21 protein-coding genes are annotated in these 15678 nt (G+C 47.2%); 5 read left to right on the top strand and 16 right to left on the bottom strand.

Translation table 11 applies throughout. From position 1 onward, the window contains the following. Positions 1–26: 26 nt before the first annotated feature. Entirely contained in the window at positions 27–410 is a 384-nt protein-coding gene (locus tag KNO96_RS12280; RefSeq protein ID WP_214704068.1) for a hypothetical protein, read from the bottom strand. 186 nt (positions 411–596) lie between these two features. On the opposite strand from KNO96_RS12280, the gene KNO96_RS12285 reads away from it, so the two are divergent. The 3 genes from KNO96_RS12285 (at position 597) to KNO96_RS12295 (ending at position 3670) form a co-directional block, all read left to right on the top strand. Further along, positions 597–2093 carry a phytoene desaturase family protein gene (locus KNO96_RS12285; RefSeq protein ID WP_214704070.1) on the top strand — a complete coding sequence of 499 codons (1497 nt, stop codon included), beginning with the start codon at positions 597–599 and terminating at the stop codon, positions 2091–2093. A gap of 113 nt (positions 2094–2206) precedes the next feature. Then, complete coding sequence (locus KNO96_RS12290) at positions 2207–2932, top strand: hypothetical protein (RefSeq protein ID WP_214704072.1); 726 nt, start codon at positions 2207–2209, stop codon at positions 2930–2932. 9 nt (positions 2933–2941) lie between these two features. Next, positions 2942–3670, top strand: a complete 729-nt coding sequence (locus KNO96_RS12295) for an AAA family ATPase (protein ID WP_214704074.1) — start codon at positions 2942–2944, stop codon at positions 3668–3670. A gap of 121 nt (positions 3671–3791) precedes the next feature. Here the strand turns inward: KNO96_RS12295 and KNO96_RS12300 are convergent, their stop codons facing one another. The 12 genes from KNO96_RS12300 to KNO96_RS12355 all read right to left on the bottom strand — a co-directional run bounded on the left by KNO96_RS12300 (position 3792) and on the right by KNO96_RS12355 (position 10595). Next, positions 3792–4256, bottom strand: a complete 465-nt coding sequence (locus tag KNO96_RS12300; protein ID WP_214704077.1) for a hypothetical protein — start codon at positions 4254–4256, stop codon at positions 3792–3794. Next, positions 4249–4740: a hypothetical protein gene (locus KNO96_RS12305; protein WP_214704079.1), complete on the bottom strand. Its 492-nt coding sequence runs from the start codon at positions 4738–4740 to the stop codon at positions 4249–4251. Before KNO96_RS12305 ends, KNO96_RS12300 begins: the two co-directional genes overlap by 8 nt. Before the next feature lie 57 nt (positions 4741–4797). Beyond that, entirely contained in the window at positions 4798–5268 is a 471-nt protein-coding gene (locus tag KNO96_RS12310; protein ID WP_214704080.1) for a hypothetical protein, read from the bottom strand. 315 nt (positions 5269–5583) lie between these two features. Further along, positions 5584–6057 (bottom strand): DMT family transporter, encoded by a 474-nt coding sequence (locus KNO96_RS12315; RefSeq protein ID WP_214704081.1) that lies wholly within the window; start codon positions 6055–6057, stop codon positions 5584–5586. A 12-nt stretch (positions 6058–6069) separates the two neighbouring features. Then, the gene (locus tag KNO96_RS12320) at positions 6070–6729 is read right to left on the bottom strand and encodes a Crp/Fnr family transcriptional regulator (protein ID WP_214704082.1); all 660 of its coding nucleotides are present in this window, start codon (positions 6727–6729) and stop codon (positions 6070–6072) included. Between the two features lie 12 nt (positions 6730–6741). Then, on the bottom strand, positions 6742–7167 hold the full coding sequence (locus KNO96_RS12325; RefSeq protein WP_214704084.1) for a DMT family transporter: 426 nt from the start codon (positions 7165–7167) through the stop codon (positions 6742–6744). 12 nt (positions 7168–7179) lie between these two features. Further along, entirely contained in the window at positions 7180–8118 is a 939-nt protein-coding gene (locus tag KNO96_RS12330; protein ID WP_251125200.1) for a DMT family transporter, read from the bottom strand. A gap of 103 nt (positions 8119–8221) precedes the next feature. Further along, positions 8222–8704, bottom strand: coding sequence for a hypothetical protein (locus KNO96_RS12335; protein ID WP_214704087.1), 483 nt, complete (start codon positions 8702–8704; stop codon positions 8222–8224). Beyond that, positions 8679–9164: a hypothetical protein gene (locus KNO96_RS12340; protein ID WP_214704089.1), complete on the bottom strand. Its 486-nt coding sequence runs from the start codon at positions 9162–9164 to the stop codon at positions 8679–8681. The genes KNO96_RS12335 and KNO96_RS12340 overlap by 26 nt, the downstream gene beginning before the upstream one ends. Next, a complete protein-coding gene (locus tag KNO96_RS12345) occupies positions 9161–9664 on the bottom strand; it encodes a hypothetical protein (protein WP_214704090.1) in 504 nt (167 codons plus the stop codon). Before KNO96_RS12345 ends, KNO96_RS12340 begins: the two co-directional genes overlap by 4 nt. 9 nt (positions 9665–9673) lie before the next feature. After that, positions 9674–10132, bottom strand: coding sequence for a hypothetical protein (locus tag KNO96_RS12350; protein WP_214704092.1), 459 nt, complete (start codon positions 10130–10132; stop codon positions 9674–9676). Between the two features lie 13 nt (positions 10133–10145). Next, positions 10146–10595 carry a hypothetical protein gene (locus KNO96_RS12355; protein WP_214704094.1) on the bottom strand — a complete coding sequence of 150 codons (450 nt, stop codon included), beginning with the start codon at positions 10593–10595 and terminating at the stop codon, positions 10146–10148. Between the two features lie 162 nt (positions 10596–10757). On the opposite strand from KNO96_RS12355, the gene KNO96_RS12360 reads away from it, so the two are divergent. Continuing rightward, positions 10758–11963 (top strand): MFS transporter, encoded by a 1206-nt coding sequence (locus tag KNO96_RS12360; RefSeq protein WP_214704096.1) that lies wholly within the window; start codon positions 10758–10760, stop codon positions 11961–11963. A gap of 19 nt (positions 11964–11982) precedes the next feature. Beyond that, a complete protein-coding gene (locus tag KNO96_RS12365; RefSeq protein WP_214704097.1) occupies positions 11983–12414 on the top strand; it encodes a MarR family winged helix-turn-helix transcriptional regulator in 432 nt (143 codons plus the stop codon). A 50-nt stretch (positions 12415–12464) separates the two neighbouring features. Here the strand turns inward: KNO96_RS12365 and KNO96_RS12370 are convergent, their stop codons facing one another. From KNO96_RS12370 to KNO96_RS12380, 3 genes are read right to left on the bottom strand one after another with little or no spacing between them, the layout of a single operon-like run. Then, positions 12465–13358, bottom strand: coding sequence for a carbohydrate ABC transporter permease (locus KNO96_RS12370; RefSeq protein WP_251125199.1), 894 nt, complete (start codon positions 13356–13358; stop codon positions 12465–12467). 12 nt (positions 13359–13370) lie between these two features. Continuing rightward, the gene (locus KNO96_RS12375; protein WP_026824413.1) at positions 13371–14258 is read right to left on the bottom strand and encodes a carbohydrate ABC transporter permease; all 888 of its coding nucleotides are present in this window, start codon (positions 14256–14258) and stop codon (positions 13371–13373) included. 43 nt (positions 14259–14301) lie between these two features. Next, complete coding sequence (locus KNO96_RS12380) at positions 14302–15543, bottom strand: sugar ABC transporter substrate-binding protein (RefSeq protein ID WP_214704098.1); 1242 nt, start codon at positions 15541–15543, stop codon at positions 14302–14304. Positions 15544–15678: the final 135 nt, after the last annotated feature.

The following is a 15678-nucleotide window of genomic DNA, read 5'->3' on the forward strand; positions in this document are numbered from 1 at the left end:
CTCGCTATTTTTGCGAGAGGCTTTGTTTATGAGATGCGAACATGCACGTGCACGTTCCCATGTTCTTCAGTTGTCGTCTGGTATGCGTTCTGTACTGCCTCTAGATCATGCCAGGCGATGCGGTATGACTTGCCTCGCATCCCTTCAAACTCGAAGGCGAGATGTTGTAAATCCGACATACCTAAGATACGGTCAAACGGTCTATCCTCACCTTCCCACTCGATTTGATTCGCTGAGTCTTTTAACACGAGGTCGAGCCCGTGCATCACTTTTTCTTTGATCACTTGTCCATCCGCCGCAACACGCATCCCGTCTTGAATATCATGCATCCGACACGATTCGATATCATCAAACGGGATGGTGATTTCATCCCCGTTCGCAAAGTGAAGTGTGATTGTTTTTACGATCATCTTAGATTCCTACTTTCGTTCAGTCTCTGTTCCCTAACTATACAAAACTTTCCCCGGTTCAGGGATGACATCTTTGTGGATGTGGCAAATCCGTAAAAGCATGTTCGTTTCATTTAGAAACGGGAATAGAAGAGGTAGCACTCATTCTATTTTTTGAAAATAACACTTCGGAAAGGCGGCGAATATATGCCATCAGTGGATAAGTCGGTCATCGTCATAGGCGGAGGGCTCGGCGGCTTGTCAGCGGCCATCTCACTCGCTCAAAAAGGTTACGACGTCTCACTTTACGAAAAGAACGACCATATCGGCGGGAAAGTGAATCGGCTCGAACAGGACGGATTCGGTTTCGACCTCGGACCCTCAATTTTAACGATGCCTCACATCTTCGACAAATTGTTCCGCGGAAGCGGGAAACGGATGGAAGACTATGTGTCCATCAAACGACTTGAGCTCGAATGGCGCTCTTTCTTCCCGGACGATACCGTCCTCGACCTTTACCATGACCTCGAACAGATGCAGCGGGCAAACCCTTCCCTCTCTCAAAAAGACATGCAAGAATATCGTGAACTGTTGAATTATGCCGCGCGCATCTATAAGACGACGGAGAAGGGATACTTGGCGGAAGGGTTTGAGTCACCTTTAGAAGCGGTCATGAAGACAGGTATTTTCCCGACGCTCTTCGGATTCGATTTGACGTCGACGATGTATAGCGCCATCAAGAAACGGATCAGTAATCCACATCTTCGGGATATGCTGTCGTATTACGTCAAATATGTCGGATCGTCTCCGTATAATGCACCAGCCGTCCTCAACATGATGATTTACATGCAGTATGCCCAAGGTTGTTGGTACGTCGAAGGCGGGACCCATAAGCTTGCGGAAGGCTTGACGAAGCTCGCCGAAGAGATCGGTGTGAAGCTACATACCGGCGAAGGCGTGGTTCGTGCCCATACGGTGAATGAAAAAATTTCAGCGATCGAGCTTGAGGATGGACGTCTCCGTTCAGCCGACTATTTCGTCTCGAACATGGAAGTCATTCCGTTCTATCAGAAGATGGTCGATGCGGACGAACAGTACGTCGACAAACTCGTTGATAAATACGAACCGGCGAGCTCCGGATTCGTCCTTCATCTCGGCGTGAAGAAAGCCTATCCACAACTGGCCCATCATAACTTTTTCTTCTCTGAGAACTTACATGAACAGATGAATAAAATTTTTGAGAAACATGAACTTCCAGACGATCCGACGATTTACCTCGTGAACGTCAACAAGACCGACCCGACCCAGGCACCGCCAGGACATGAGAATATCAAAATCTTGCCACACATCCCGTATATCCAAGATGTGCCGTTCACCGAAGAAGAGTACGCCGCTTTTGAAGAGCGTGTGCTCGATAAGTTGGAACGAATGGGTCTCGATGGTCTGCGTGAACATACCGTGACACGCGACGTGTGGACGCCTCACGATATCGAGCGGACGTATGGATCGGACCGCGGAGCCATTTACGGAACGGTCGCCGACAAGAATCGAAACGGTGGCTTCAAGCATAAAAAACAGAGCGAACTCTATCACAACCTCTATTTCGTCGGCGGGACCGTCAACCCGGGCGGTGGCATGCCGATGGTCACGTTGAGCGGTCAGCAGGTGAGCGACAAGATCGCGAAACGCGACAAAGTGAAATAATTTTCTTCTATCCCTCATTCGCTATGAGGGATTATTTTTTGAAACTTTTTCCAATCAACTTCCGTATATTGTGCTACGATACAAACAATCAAACATACAAGCGGAGGAACAGGATGCAACAAATCACAAGCTATTTCTTTATGTATGCCAAAGTTGTCGTCACCGATAAGATTCCATTCATCTGGACGCTCGGGATCCCACTCATAATCGCTTTGACGCAGTCGTTTTCAGATATTCGCCAAGCAACGACAGCGGAATACTACCCAGGACTCTCTTATTTCTGGGTATATATTATTCTTGCTACATATGTGAACGGTGTCGGCATCGAACTCGCTCGTATGCGTGAATACGGACTGATGAAAACGTACGTGATGATCTCAGGCAACAAACTGACGTATGTCATCGCCGTCATCTTGGCGCAACTCTTATTCGCCTCAATCAGCTTACTCTTATTCACAACGGTCGTCACGCTTGTACACGGGTTCTTCTCGTTCAAGTTGATTGCAACTTCTCTACTCGTATTGATCGGGAGTATCCCGTTCGCGGTTGCCAGTGTCGCCATCACGGCACTGCCGGTGAAAGTGTCGAGTCTCGGGACGTTCGCGAACATTCTGATGTTTCCGCTCTTTTTATTGGCAATCAACTCACCTGATCAATGGTTCAGCTTTCTCAACCCGTTCTATGCGCTCCATGAATTCGCGCTCGGGTTGCTGCACCTGACGACTCAAGTCGACCTCTCGTTCGGAGTGTGGGCGACATTCCTTTCTGTACTCGGTTACTTCATCATCGGTGCGATTGCGTTGAAACGCTTCAGTCTCGTCTCACTCATCACACGCTAGGAGGTTCTTATGCACGTACATCAGCTCACTTATCGCTACCCGAAAGCGACACGTCCTGTTCTCGACGGCGTCTCGTTCACACTACAGCCGAATAAGCTGAACGTTTTGATTGGACAAAATGGTGCCGGGAAAACGACACTGTTTGATTGTATGACCGGGGCACTTCCGGTCGACAAAGCATCACTCGAACTCGTTCCGACGACGGATATGCTCTATTTAACGCAACTCATGTATAACCATCACGAATTGACAGGAAAAGACTTCGCCTATTTCATCGGACGTCTGTCGCAGCGCCCCGACTTCAAGAAACTCGAGTCTTATGTGAACAACCTTTCAACGTCCCGAGAACAAGAACTGTTCGAACATCTATGGAAGATGAAACTCGGGAAGATGTCGGTCGGGGAGAAGAAATGGCTCTTCGTGACGTTATTGTCTTCCATCAAACGTTCTCTCTATTTATTTGACGAACCGACGAGTGGGGTCGACCCGGCGTCACGCATTCAAATCATGCGTCGCCTACAACGCCTCGTCGACGAGGGCAAGACGTGCCTCATCTCAACACATCAGTTACACGACTTGGCTCAACTCGATGCTCACGTCATCTTCCTGCATGGTGAACGCGTTTTGTATGAAGGGGACTTCCAGGACTGGCTTAAAGAATCTGGAACGACCGACCCGGACGAAGCGTTCGTTCGGATGGTCGACACGCCGCTCGATGATGTGGCGGCGACACGATGAATGACTCGTTTTGGGAACGACACCGGTTTATATTCTATACAATCGGTATGGTCGTCTGCGGCATTCTCATTTCCATGAACTCAAAAAAAAAATCAGCTCTGACGTGTGTCAGGGCTGATTTTTATTGTTCACGATGTGCGCGTCGTAACTCTCGATTCGTCACATGCTCCGGATCCGCTTCACGCAGTTTACGGTCCATCGACACGTACAAGATGAGAAGCGGAATGATGGCAATCAATACGACACCGAGTAGTTGCTGCATCGAATCCAACACGAACCACGTGAGGAAGGTGAATACACCAAGTGATCCAAACATGGCGACGATGATTCGAAATTCTCGACGAACGAGGCGTTGGTATTCCTCGTCTTCGTTAAACGTGCGTAACAGCTTCATTCGTCGCCACGCTTGATAGAGCATCGGCAGTTGGGTCACGAGGAAAGAGAAGGCAATCGTCGTCACCGTGACACCTTTTATGACTGAAACGACTAGAAATAAAAACAGGCCGCTTATGCCAAACATCGCGCTGACCCCTCGCGCGTCGAGATCATGTTCGACCATTTTTGGGAGACGCTCTTGTTTATCCATTCACCTTCCTCCTTTTTTGTTTCTTCCGCTCAAATTGGACATGGCCGAGCTCGACACCCGTCACGTGTAACGGATCGATTTCTTTTAGCTTGCGGTCGATTGGAAAACTGAGAATCAACAGAACCATGATCCCGATTAATGCAACGATGACGAACGTGAACAATGAAATCCACTCAAGCTCCACACTGGCAATCAGTATGAGAACAAGTAGGGGCGAAGTAAGATTCATTAAAAATTCGGATCGCACGAGTTGTTGATACCGTTTGTCATCGTTAAATGAAAGTAATAACTTCTTGCGATGCCATGATTTATATAAGGCAGGAAATTGACCAAAGAAAACCATGGCATACAACAAGAAGACGTTCGTCGTCCATATATAGAAAAAGGTCAAGATGATAGCCCCAATCAACGGAAGGGTCAATTGCTTCTTTCGTTTCTCATCATCCTTCAACATCTGTTCTAGTCTGACTTCATGGTCTACCATCGAATCCCCCTATGTGTTGTAGTTATTTTGATTTACGAAACCTATTCTCGATCAGTTTCATCCCTTACGCTTCTCCCGATTCATCAGCCCCAATAAACTCTCTACCACGTGCTCGTCATCAATCTTTAGAATCTTCCAATCGACCCACGACTCGAGAATAAGGCAACTCGCAATCAGCGTCGCACAGCCGAGGCTGAACGTATCTAGCAATATGTACTTCAGTGCATAGAGCGCCAACATCGATATGACACCAATCAAGAGGATAAACTGAATCACACCTTTTAGATAAATGAAGCGCTGGTACGTGGATGAGTCATTGAATTGTAAAAACAACTGGATTTTATGCCACGTCGCTACCAGAAGCGGCATGAGCATCGCCGCACAAAAGATGAACAGGGATAGGCTCATTCTTGAATCATTGAACAATAACCAAAGCGCTGTCACTACCCCGATGATAATCACTAGTAGCGGACCCTTTTTAGTCCATGATTTGTCGTACAAGTATTCCATTCGTTCTTCACGTAACATCCAGCACCCCTCCAAAAGTAAAAAAAATCCAATTTACCGATATTTATATCTTATCAATCTATAAGCAAACTTTCGAGGTTTTTCCATTAAAAAGGAAAAAGCACCTGACGATTGTCAGATGCTAATCAATTTGAATCTCGGCGAATGAATCGGAATAAAAAGACTCCAATCATCGTCAACAATCCTAGATTCAAGATTGCCCATGCCATGTCCATCACTTGTAGCATATGATTACCCCTTCCATCCTGTTCTTCTAAATTATACGTGTCTTTATTAAAAAAGATTCGTTCAAAATGTGGTACTTCTTTTTAAGATTTAACTCGCACGGTTAATCGACTTGCGAGTTTGTTGTACCTTCCCACTCAACTGAAACACGAGCACCCCACCGACGATCAAGACAATCCCGACGACTGTCTTCCATGTGAACGGGACGGCATTCAAGCCGAACCACCCTAACGTATCCCAGAGGAGCGCGAACAAGATTTGAGACACCATAACGATCGAGATGGCATAACTCGGTCCGAGGTGCTCGACGCCTTGCGTCACACTCATGACGACCCCGACGCCGAGTATTCCACTGAACCAGAACCACGTCTCCATCTCTTCTACTCGGAACAAGCCACCACCTTCTTGAAACAGCCCAATGAGTAGCGATGCTAAAAATCCAAGACAGAGAACGAGCGTCGTCGTCGCCCATGCCCCGACACGCTTCTTGACGTTGGCGTTAAACGTGTTTTGCACACAGACGAGCATTCCACCGATGACAGCAAGCATCATCCCAATCGCCATGATTCTCCCCTCCTATTCATAAATACTCTCCCCGACAATCTCCAACAAGCCCTCCCGATCAACGAGCGTGATCACCCGACGATTTCGTTCGATCAAGCCTACTTCGACGAAACGCCGGAGCGTCCGATTCACATGACGATAACTCGTCCCAATCAAATCAGCGATATCCGTCAATTGGTAGACAGTCGAGCCGAGTGTTTGGTCATTCGGCGTCATCGATAACAGATAACTCGCTAAGCGTACTTCAACGGGATAGAACAAATTGAAGCTGAGTGATTGTGATTTCCGTTCAAATTTTCTTGTGATCTCTTCTAATAAATAGTGTAACCACGCAACATCGTGGTGGGCATGTCGAACCAAATCCTCGAAGCGAATGACAAGCATTTCGACTTCTGTGACGGCCTCGACCGTATTCAAAAACGGGGTCCGCTGAATATATTCGATGTCCCCGATCAAATCGAGCGGATATTTGAAGGAGAGGACGAGGCGCTTCCCGGTAGCGGAAGTATGGGAAACGCGAATCTTCCCCTTCACTAAGAAACGGAGATGTTCTGCTTCATCACCTTGCGTACAGATGACGTCCCCCGGCTCGTATCGGACGAGCTGCAATTCGTTCTGCGCAGCGACAGGTAAGACAGTCAATTCAAATTGCTTCACATACGCGTCAACCATGCACGTTTCCCCCTACCATTTTAATAAGATGACCCCCGCAATCATCATGAACACACCAATCAACTGAGCCCCGTTCAAGTTCCGTCGCACCATTCCGAACCAGCCTCGCCAATCGATAACGAGCGCGAGCGCCAGTTGCGCAATGAGAAACAACGAGATTGTCATCGTGACCCCGAGTTCATGGACGGCCGTCATATTACTAAATAAGATAATCGCCGCAAATGCTCCGCCCGATAAATAGAGCGGCTTCACGTGACGCATCTCGATATACGTGCGGTCGCGTAACGCCAACATGACGAGAAGTGCGACGATGAATCCTGTGAACTGTGTCAACGTCGCCGCTTGCCACGTTCCAATCTGTGAACTGATTCGCGCATTCGCCACACTTTGTAATGTCAGAAAAAAGCCTCCGCTGATTGCAAACAACACCCCTCGCATCGTTCTCCCCCCTTAAGATAGACGAATCAATACAATCCCAATGACCATGACAACCAAACTCACAAGTTGAACACCAGTGACCGGATTCTTCTTCGCTCCGAACCAACCGAAACGGTCAATCAGTAAACTTCCGCATAACAGTCCGACAATGACGATGATGACAGCGATCCCTGTCCCGACAATCGGTACGATGAGGACGTTTCCTCCGATGAAGAGCGCCCCAATGATCCCACCGAGCCAAATCCACCACGGTTGACCTTTCAATTGACCGAGCGGAACGGGTTGGCGTGAGACGAGTAAAATAAGCAAGAGCGCCAACGTTCCAACAATGAAAGAGACCAATGCCCCTTTCAGAGCCGATTCGAGCACTGTTCCCAAATAGCCGTTAATGGCCGTTTGCGTAGCACTCATCATCCCAGTGAAAATCCCGAATAGTCGCCAAAGGTTCAGATCCCCGGTGTCTGTTTCCATCGAGACGACCAGCTTGCCTCTTCGGCGGTTGAGCCAGTCGGATAAAGCGACCGTTCCGATGACTCCTAACAAGACGAGCACGACCCCGAACAAACGAAGCGCCGTAATTGGATGTTCGACAGAATTGAACCAACCAAAATGGTCAATCAATAATCCCATCAAAATCTGTCCAAAAATCGGCATGATGACCGTCTGGACACTTCCGAGTCTTGGGAACAGCAGGATATTTCCCGTTAAGAACAAGACCCCTAACAGTCCGCCAATCCACATCCAATCCGGACCTTCCTGAATCACCGAGCCGTCAAATCCGAATGACTGTCCGGTCAAGAAGAGCAATAGGGACAAAAAGATCGTCCCGACCGTAAACGATAAAAAAGATGCAACGAACGGCGAGCCGACCACCTGACGCAAACGTGAGTTGACACTCGTCTGCATCGGCAGCAAAATCCCAATCGTCAATCCAATCAAAATAGCTAACATGAATGTCTTCCTCGATTCTTCTAGTTCTGTATACATTGTCAGCTTACGCCTCCGTGCCGAAGAAGAAAAGGACCGATGTCCTCAAACAAAAAACGAACCCTTCTCAGGTGTTCGTTTTGGATTCATGGAAGCGTCGATCGCGCGCTTCGCGCAATTCTTTCCCACGTACATGATGCGCATCGAGCGTATGCAAGTGTCGATTGATGACATACGGTGCCAGAATCGACATCACACCGATCCCAAACAACCCAGCAATCGCGACGACGGGCGACAACGAGTCGGCATAATAGGCAGCCAACAAGCAGATGGTTAACACGAAGCAGAGCCACTGGATCCCAAAGTCTGTATACACTAGACGTTGATAACGCGCATCCTCGTTAAAGGTGAGGAGAAGCTTTGTCTTCCGCCACTCGAAACAGAGATATGGGAAAAAGCTGATGAAGATGAGGAGCGGAGGATAGAGTTTAGACTGCGTGGCAATCACGAGCGTCATCACGACGGTTGCGATGGCGACGCCCCACCCCCAACGCCAATGACTGTCATCCTGCTCCAGCAACTGCTCAATTCGCTTTTCTTTCGTCAGCATATGAACTCCTTTCATACGAGCGGTAGTGCTTCGTCACCTCATCTCGTGTCGGTTGCTCCGGGTCGGCTTGTCGCAATTGTTGGACGGTCTGATAGTGCGTCCATGCTAACATGACGATGCTTAGACCGAAAATGATCCATGCGACGGGTGCAATTTGCAGACGACTGAAGAGAACTGCTGCTGTGACCGCTCCAATCCAGTAAGAATAGAGGCGATATAAGCGTTTTGTCAGTAGGATGCCTCGACCCGCCGCGAAAATCTGTAAGACACGTCCTTCCTTGATTGTCAGTCCTATGAGTAGGAGTGCCGTGAGGACCGAACCGATTCCCCATATCCACCACGTGTCAAAACCGAGCACAAAACTGTTACAAAAAATAAAGGCTCCCGTGAGCCAAAGGTGGAGGGTTTGTCGTGACTGCCGATATCCTCCGATTACTTGAATCCGTTCTTTCTTTGTCATGACTGCTTACGACCTTTCCTTGAAATATCATCTAACGTATGTTTCAAACGTTCCCGGTTTGCCCGGGTCCATTCGCCCGATGTGACATGGTGTTCATCAAGCGCGGACTGTTTTCGGTCAATCCAAAGCGGAATCAATATGAGACACGGACCGCCAATAAGGAGCGTCCAACTTAGCCACGGTAAGATATTGACTCCACTGAAATACAACCCAATCAAAATCACAAACCAGATCAAACTGCTCAACATGACAGCAAAATCGATTCGTAATAGACGATGATAGCTTGTGGATTCGTTGAAGGATTGCTGCAGTTTCATCTTGTGCCATTCAAGCCATGTCGTATAGAGAAGTGCGACACCAGGTAAAAGAATACTATACGGACTCCATGTCGAAAGAAAATAGATGGATACTCCTAGCATGACTACGCTCACGATGATGTTGAGACGAGTATATCGTTTCTCAAACTGTTCAATTCTTTCAAATCGCTCTGCTTTGTCCACGGCATCACCTCAGTCTTTTACAAAGTCGAGTTTGATTTCACGACGCATCGGCTGTTCTTCGTCATACTGCGGCATCTGTCGGTCGAGCATTTTCTGTGCGACTTGCAATAAGATGACCCCGCCTAAGAAGACAACGAAAAGCGACCATGCCGGCCAATTGATTAGGACGATTAATGGGAAGAGAATCGCCAACAAGACGAGGAGTCCCATTTCCGATACATATTGCCAATCGATGATGCGCTTGGCTTGTTCCACATTCGTCAACTTTCTGACGAAGCGACGCTCTCGTCCGATTGCGAACAGCATGCCCACTAATGTGACCCCTAATGGAATAATATACTTTGACGCACCGTCAGACTGAAGTGCAAGAAAGACAAACATCCCAGTCAGAGCTGCCACTCCCATTCTCCAAAAGAGCCAACGCTGTTGATAACGATAAATCGTATTGATTCGTTCTTGTTTGTTCATCTCATTCATCCTTTCAGAATCGTCGAATCTCGCGACGTGTCGGTTGTTCCGGGTCGAGCCAGCGGATTTGTTGATCGAGCTTCTCTTGAGCCCATAAGATATAAAGCAATGCCCCACCGATGAGAACCGCAGGAATCCAAGACCATTCCATGATTCGAATGGCTAGCGGATTGACGAGTCCGAGCAACGCGATGAAGAGGAAGTCCAGGTGATACTGCAGTGTCACAACACGTTTCACCTGTTCCTGGTCCGACAATTGACTGATCGCGTCTGCTTCATTCGAAAAGAAGTAACGTGTCGCAAGCAACACCCCGCCGATGATAGCGAATCCGATCCAGATGTTCCCGTCCGTCCGCATTAAGAAGTAGACCGCGAGACCTGCCGGAAGCGCTAAGAGTAGGCGTTGCAAGAGTCGCTTTCGATTTGATTGTTTGATTGTATGTAGTCGTTCTTGCTTGTTCATTTTGTTTCACCTCTTATTCCACTATACGGGATGAACATGAGAAAAGTTCCGTTATTTTACATTTTCGTACCAAAGTCATGTTTCTTGACGATACGAACTTCTTGCCTTATAGTTTAGTTAACTTAACTATATGTTGAAGAATGAAAGTAAGAGGTTATAAAAATGAGTTTATTGAAGAATTCTCGGTTTGTGTTCACTTGGTTATCCGGGATGACGCTCACGCTCGGGTTTTCGATTTTCTTCTTGAGCGTCTCATGGTTGACGATCGATGTGTTGAAGCAACCGGCACTTCTCGGGATTATCTTGACGGCGGTCTCGTTGCCGCGTGTCGTCATGATGGTATTTGGCGGTGTGTTCGCCGACCGATTCCAAAAGAGTCGCTTGTTATGCTTAACGAATATCGGACAAGGCGTGTTGATGTTAATTGTCGTTTCGCTCCATTTCGCTGACGCGTATTCGGTGACAGCCCTCTTGATTATCTCCGTATTGTTTGGTCTTTTAGACGGTATGTCATACCCGGCACTGTCATCACTTATGCCTTCAATCGTATCAGGTCAACAGTTGCAACGGGCGAACTCCCTTTTCCAAGGGTCACTCGAGCTGATGTTCGTCATCGGTCCGTTCCTTGCAGGGATCCTACTGACGTGGGGAAGTTTTGGTCTCAGTTTCGGGATGTCGGCTGTGTTGATTTTTCTCTCCGCGATTTTGATTATGCCGCGGTTGATTCAAGACAACATTCCCGAGGTCGCTCCGCTCTCACCGAAAGATGTACTCGTTGATTTGAAAGAGGGCATTCGTTACGTATCTCAAACACCTGTTTTACGAAGTGGGACGTTCGCCATCGCTATCGTTAACTTGTTCGTCATGGGACCGCTCATCATGAGTATCCCGATTCTCGTCGGTGCGGTCGGAGGGACGGCATTTGATTTGAGTATGATTGAAGGCGGTCTCGCCGTCGGGACGTTCGTCGCAAGCTTCCTGATTCTATTCCTGCGGTCCGTTCATCGTGGACGCTTCGTCTTCCGCGCACTGTTTCTGACACTCGGTGCATTCTTTCTCTATACGCAAGTTCAATCGATTCCGCTTCTCGCGGTCGCGGCCTCTATGAGCGGATTTATGATCATGCTCGTCTACTTGCCGACCGTCACCATCATGCAGGAACAAAGCGACTCTGACAAAATTGGACGCGTCATGAGTATCATGTCACTCGCCGCCTCGGGCCTGGAACCGATCGCGTTCGCCATCTTATCGGTTCTCGTTGCCTTGGCTGTCCCGATTCAAACGCTCTTGCTAGCGTTTGGTATAATCGGATTAGTGTGTGGTGTCCTCTTATATCTCCGGAGCGAAACGTTCCGACGGACACCGTAAAGAAAGGATGAATGACACGTTGAATGAAACACGAAAACAACAAGTCCTCACGATGTATCGTCAAATCGATGAGCTCGACTTGCTGTTCACGAAATATTTCACGGAATTGAACGAGTTCGAGTTGAGTTATCAACAAGAACAAATGCTACTTCTCTTTAAACGCCAAGAGACGTGGACGACGACAGAGATTGCGACGAAGATGTCCATCTCAAAAAGTGCCGTCAGTCAGGTGATCAAAGTGCTCGAGCAACGTGACTTCGTCGCGCGGGAAAAAAATCCTGAGAACCTTCGAGAAAGCTTCATCCGGCTTGGTCCGAACGGCCTGGCGTACTCGAAACAAATCGATGCGATTGAAAAACGTCTCGCTGAAGAGATGTTCTCCGTCCTCGAAGATGACGAGATGAAGATGATCAACCGATCGCTCGCGTTGATGATTCAGAAATTCAAATAAAGAAAGGGATTTCCAAATCGGAAATCCCTTTCTTTTAGTTCACCATTATTTTATTTCATTCCAGATATATTGTATCCTTCGATGATATGTTTTTGGAAAATCATAAAGATAATGATAATCGGCACAACCATGAATGTGGCCCCAGCCATCTGTAAGGCGTAGTTTCCACCATGCTGCCCCTGTAGAAGCGCTAATCCAACCGACAATGTGTAAAGAGCTTCATCATTAGCGATAATAAGTGGCCACAAGAAACTGTTCCAAGCACCGATGAAAGTTAAAATTCCTTGTACCGCCAAAATCGGTTTTGACATCGGCAATATGATTGAGAAGAAAATTCGAAACTCACTCGCTCCATCCAATCGGGCCGCTTCTAACATTTCCTCAGGAATCGTCGTCATGAACTGACGGAACAAGAATACCCCGAACGCACCAACGAGACCGGGGAGGACAATCCCCATCATGGTGTTCGTCAGACCCATTTGATTGAGCATCAAATAAACGGGAATCATCGTAACCTGACCTGGAATCATCATTGTCGCCAAGACACCGATGAACAAGATGTTACTCCCCTTAAACTTATGCTTCGCAAACGCATAACCAGCCATCGCCGTGAGCAATAGACCGAAAAATGATGCGAGCACGATTAACAACGTATTCTTCAAATACGTTAAAAAGTTTAAATTCACGAATAAATCGATGTAATGCTCGAACGTCACGTTCTCAGGTAAGACTGTCAGCGGTAGCGACAAGATTTCCGCATCCGTTTTAAAGGACGATATTACCATCCAGAAGAACGGCAACATGAAAGCGATACCGAGGACGGTCAAAACAAGCGCGACGAGCAACTGCGAGAGTTTGGCTTTTCGTTTATGGTTTAAGTCGGGAAGTGGCGAGAATTTCTCCCGCTTCACATTCACGGCTACCGGTTTTTCATTTGGAATCATGAATGCCCCTCCTTAATAGTTGTTTTCGTTCTTTTGAAGACGGAACTGAATGAGTGTCACTGTAATGATCAGAATGAACAGCACGACCGACCCGGCAGCCGCATAACCGAAGTTACTGAGCTGGAAGCCGTTGTTGTAGATAAACAACGCGAGCGACGTCGTCGAATTGAGCGGACCGCCCTCGGTCATGATGAGCGGTTCTTCGAAGAACTGAATCCATCCGATTAAAGTTGTCACCGTTACGAAGAAAATCGCGTATCGGAGCAACGGAATTGTAATCTTAAACATTTGCTGGAACGTACTTGCCCCATCTAACGCTGCCGCTTCATAGTACGTGCGTGGAATCCCTTGCAGTGCTGCCAAGAAAATAATCATATTGATTCCGACCGCACGCCATACGGCAAGCATGATCAACGATAACTTAGCGATAAACGGATCTTGTAGCCATGGGACGTCTGGAAGACCGACTGTATTTAATAGAAAATTGAAGAGACCATACTGTGGATTAAACAAGAAGCCCCAGACAACTGCGACTGCTACGACGTTCGTGATTGACGGCATATAAAAGACGACACGGAACCATTCGAAAACTTTACCAGTCCCGAAATTGATTGCCATCGCAATCGCGAGCGAAAGACCTATCACAATCGGTACTCCAATAACGACATAAACAATCGTGTTCAATAACGCTTGGATGAACACTTCATCTTTGAAAATTTCAATGTAATTGGTGAGTCCGATCCATTCAATGTTTGCCCAGTTCGCAATTCCCGCCAAATCCATGTCTGTAAAACTCATGAAAAAAGCAATAAATAAAGGCATGATTGAGAACATGAGTAACAAAAGAACCGTCGGCGCGACGAGCACATACGGCGCTCGATCATTAAGAAATTGTTTCATAAGGTTCTCCTTTAATTAAACGAGAGGGGGGGTACCCCTCTGTTTATTTTAAAATCGACTTCGCTTTTTCTTGGAACACCTTAACTTCATCCTCTACAGTAGCCGCACCGCGATACATTTTCTCAAAGCTCTGCAAATATGTTTGTGCTACTTTTTCCCACGTTATCATCATCGGCATCGGCTCTGCCGCTTCCATCTGCTCACCGAATGTTCTGAGTTTCTCATCGTTTTTGAGCGTCTCGTTCTCTGCCCATGTCGCTTTTGTTGATGGAAGTGACTTCGTCATCTCCATCCACTCAGTCTGTGTTTCTGGTTTACTCATATATGCGATAAACTTTGCGGCTTCGTCTTTCTTTTCACTGCTTTCAAAAATACTTAAGTTCGATCCACCAAGGAACGAGATATTATTTTCTTTCGCTGGAAGAACGGCTGTACCCCACTTCTCTTCAATTTCAGGCATTTGATCATTGATAATGTTAATCATCCATGGCCCACTGATGAACATCGGCACGTTCGGTTCTTCTGCCCCGAACGCCTGCACAACATCAAGCCCTAAATCGATTGGTGCATATCCTTCTGTGAAGTAGTTTGTTAAATATTCTGCGCTTTCGATGAATTCTGGTTGATCAAAGAGCGGCTCTTGATTTTCTGTTAACAGCTCTGAACCGTTTTGACGAGCGAACATAAACGATAGCATTTGGTCGTTCGTGTCCAACGTAATCCCGTACATGTCTTCCCCGTCACGAGCTGCAAGTTTTTTCGAAGCGTCTTCTAATTCATCCCACGTTTTTGGCGCTTCCGGGTAACCTACTTTTTCAAGTGCGTCTTTCCGATAATAAAGAACACGTGTATCGACATACCAAGGTGCCCCGTAAAGACCGTCCTCGAATTGAACCGTTTCAACCGATCCTTCATAAAAGTTTGATGGATCAAGTTCCGGGTAATCTTTTACGAAATCTTTCATATTCGCGAGTGCTCCCGCCTCTACGAATTCAGGCATCCAAGATGTTCCCATTTGGACGACATCTGGACCATTTTTCGAAGCGACCGCAGTCAACAGTTTATCGTGCGCTGTATCCCAAGGGATTGCTTGTACTTTGACGTTGACGCCTTCGTTTTCTTTTTCATACTGTTCTGCTAGTTTCGGTAAAGCTTTTCCTTCTTCACCCATTGCCCAGACCGTGATAGTATTTGCGTCATCGCCGCTCGATCCAGAAGAACATCCCGCCAATAGACCTGAAATGATTACCGTGCCCGCTACCGCTGCTAACCCTAATTTCTTCATCTGAATTCCTCCGTTTCTCGATAATCGAAACGTTTCGATTATCGTGTAAAAAAATAATGTTTATACAAAGGTTTTACTGCAAATCAACAGGTTAAACGTTTCTATAAACATTATAGTTCACAATGTATCCGCTTA

The sequence above is a fragment of the Exiguobacterium sp. s89 genome, assembly GCF_018617735.1.
Classification (GTDB): domain Bacteria; phylum Bacillota; class Bacilli; order Exiguobacteriales; family Exiguobacteriaceae; genus Exiguobacterium; species Exiguobacterium marinum.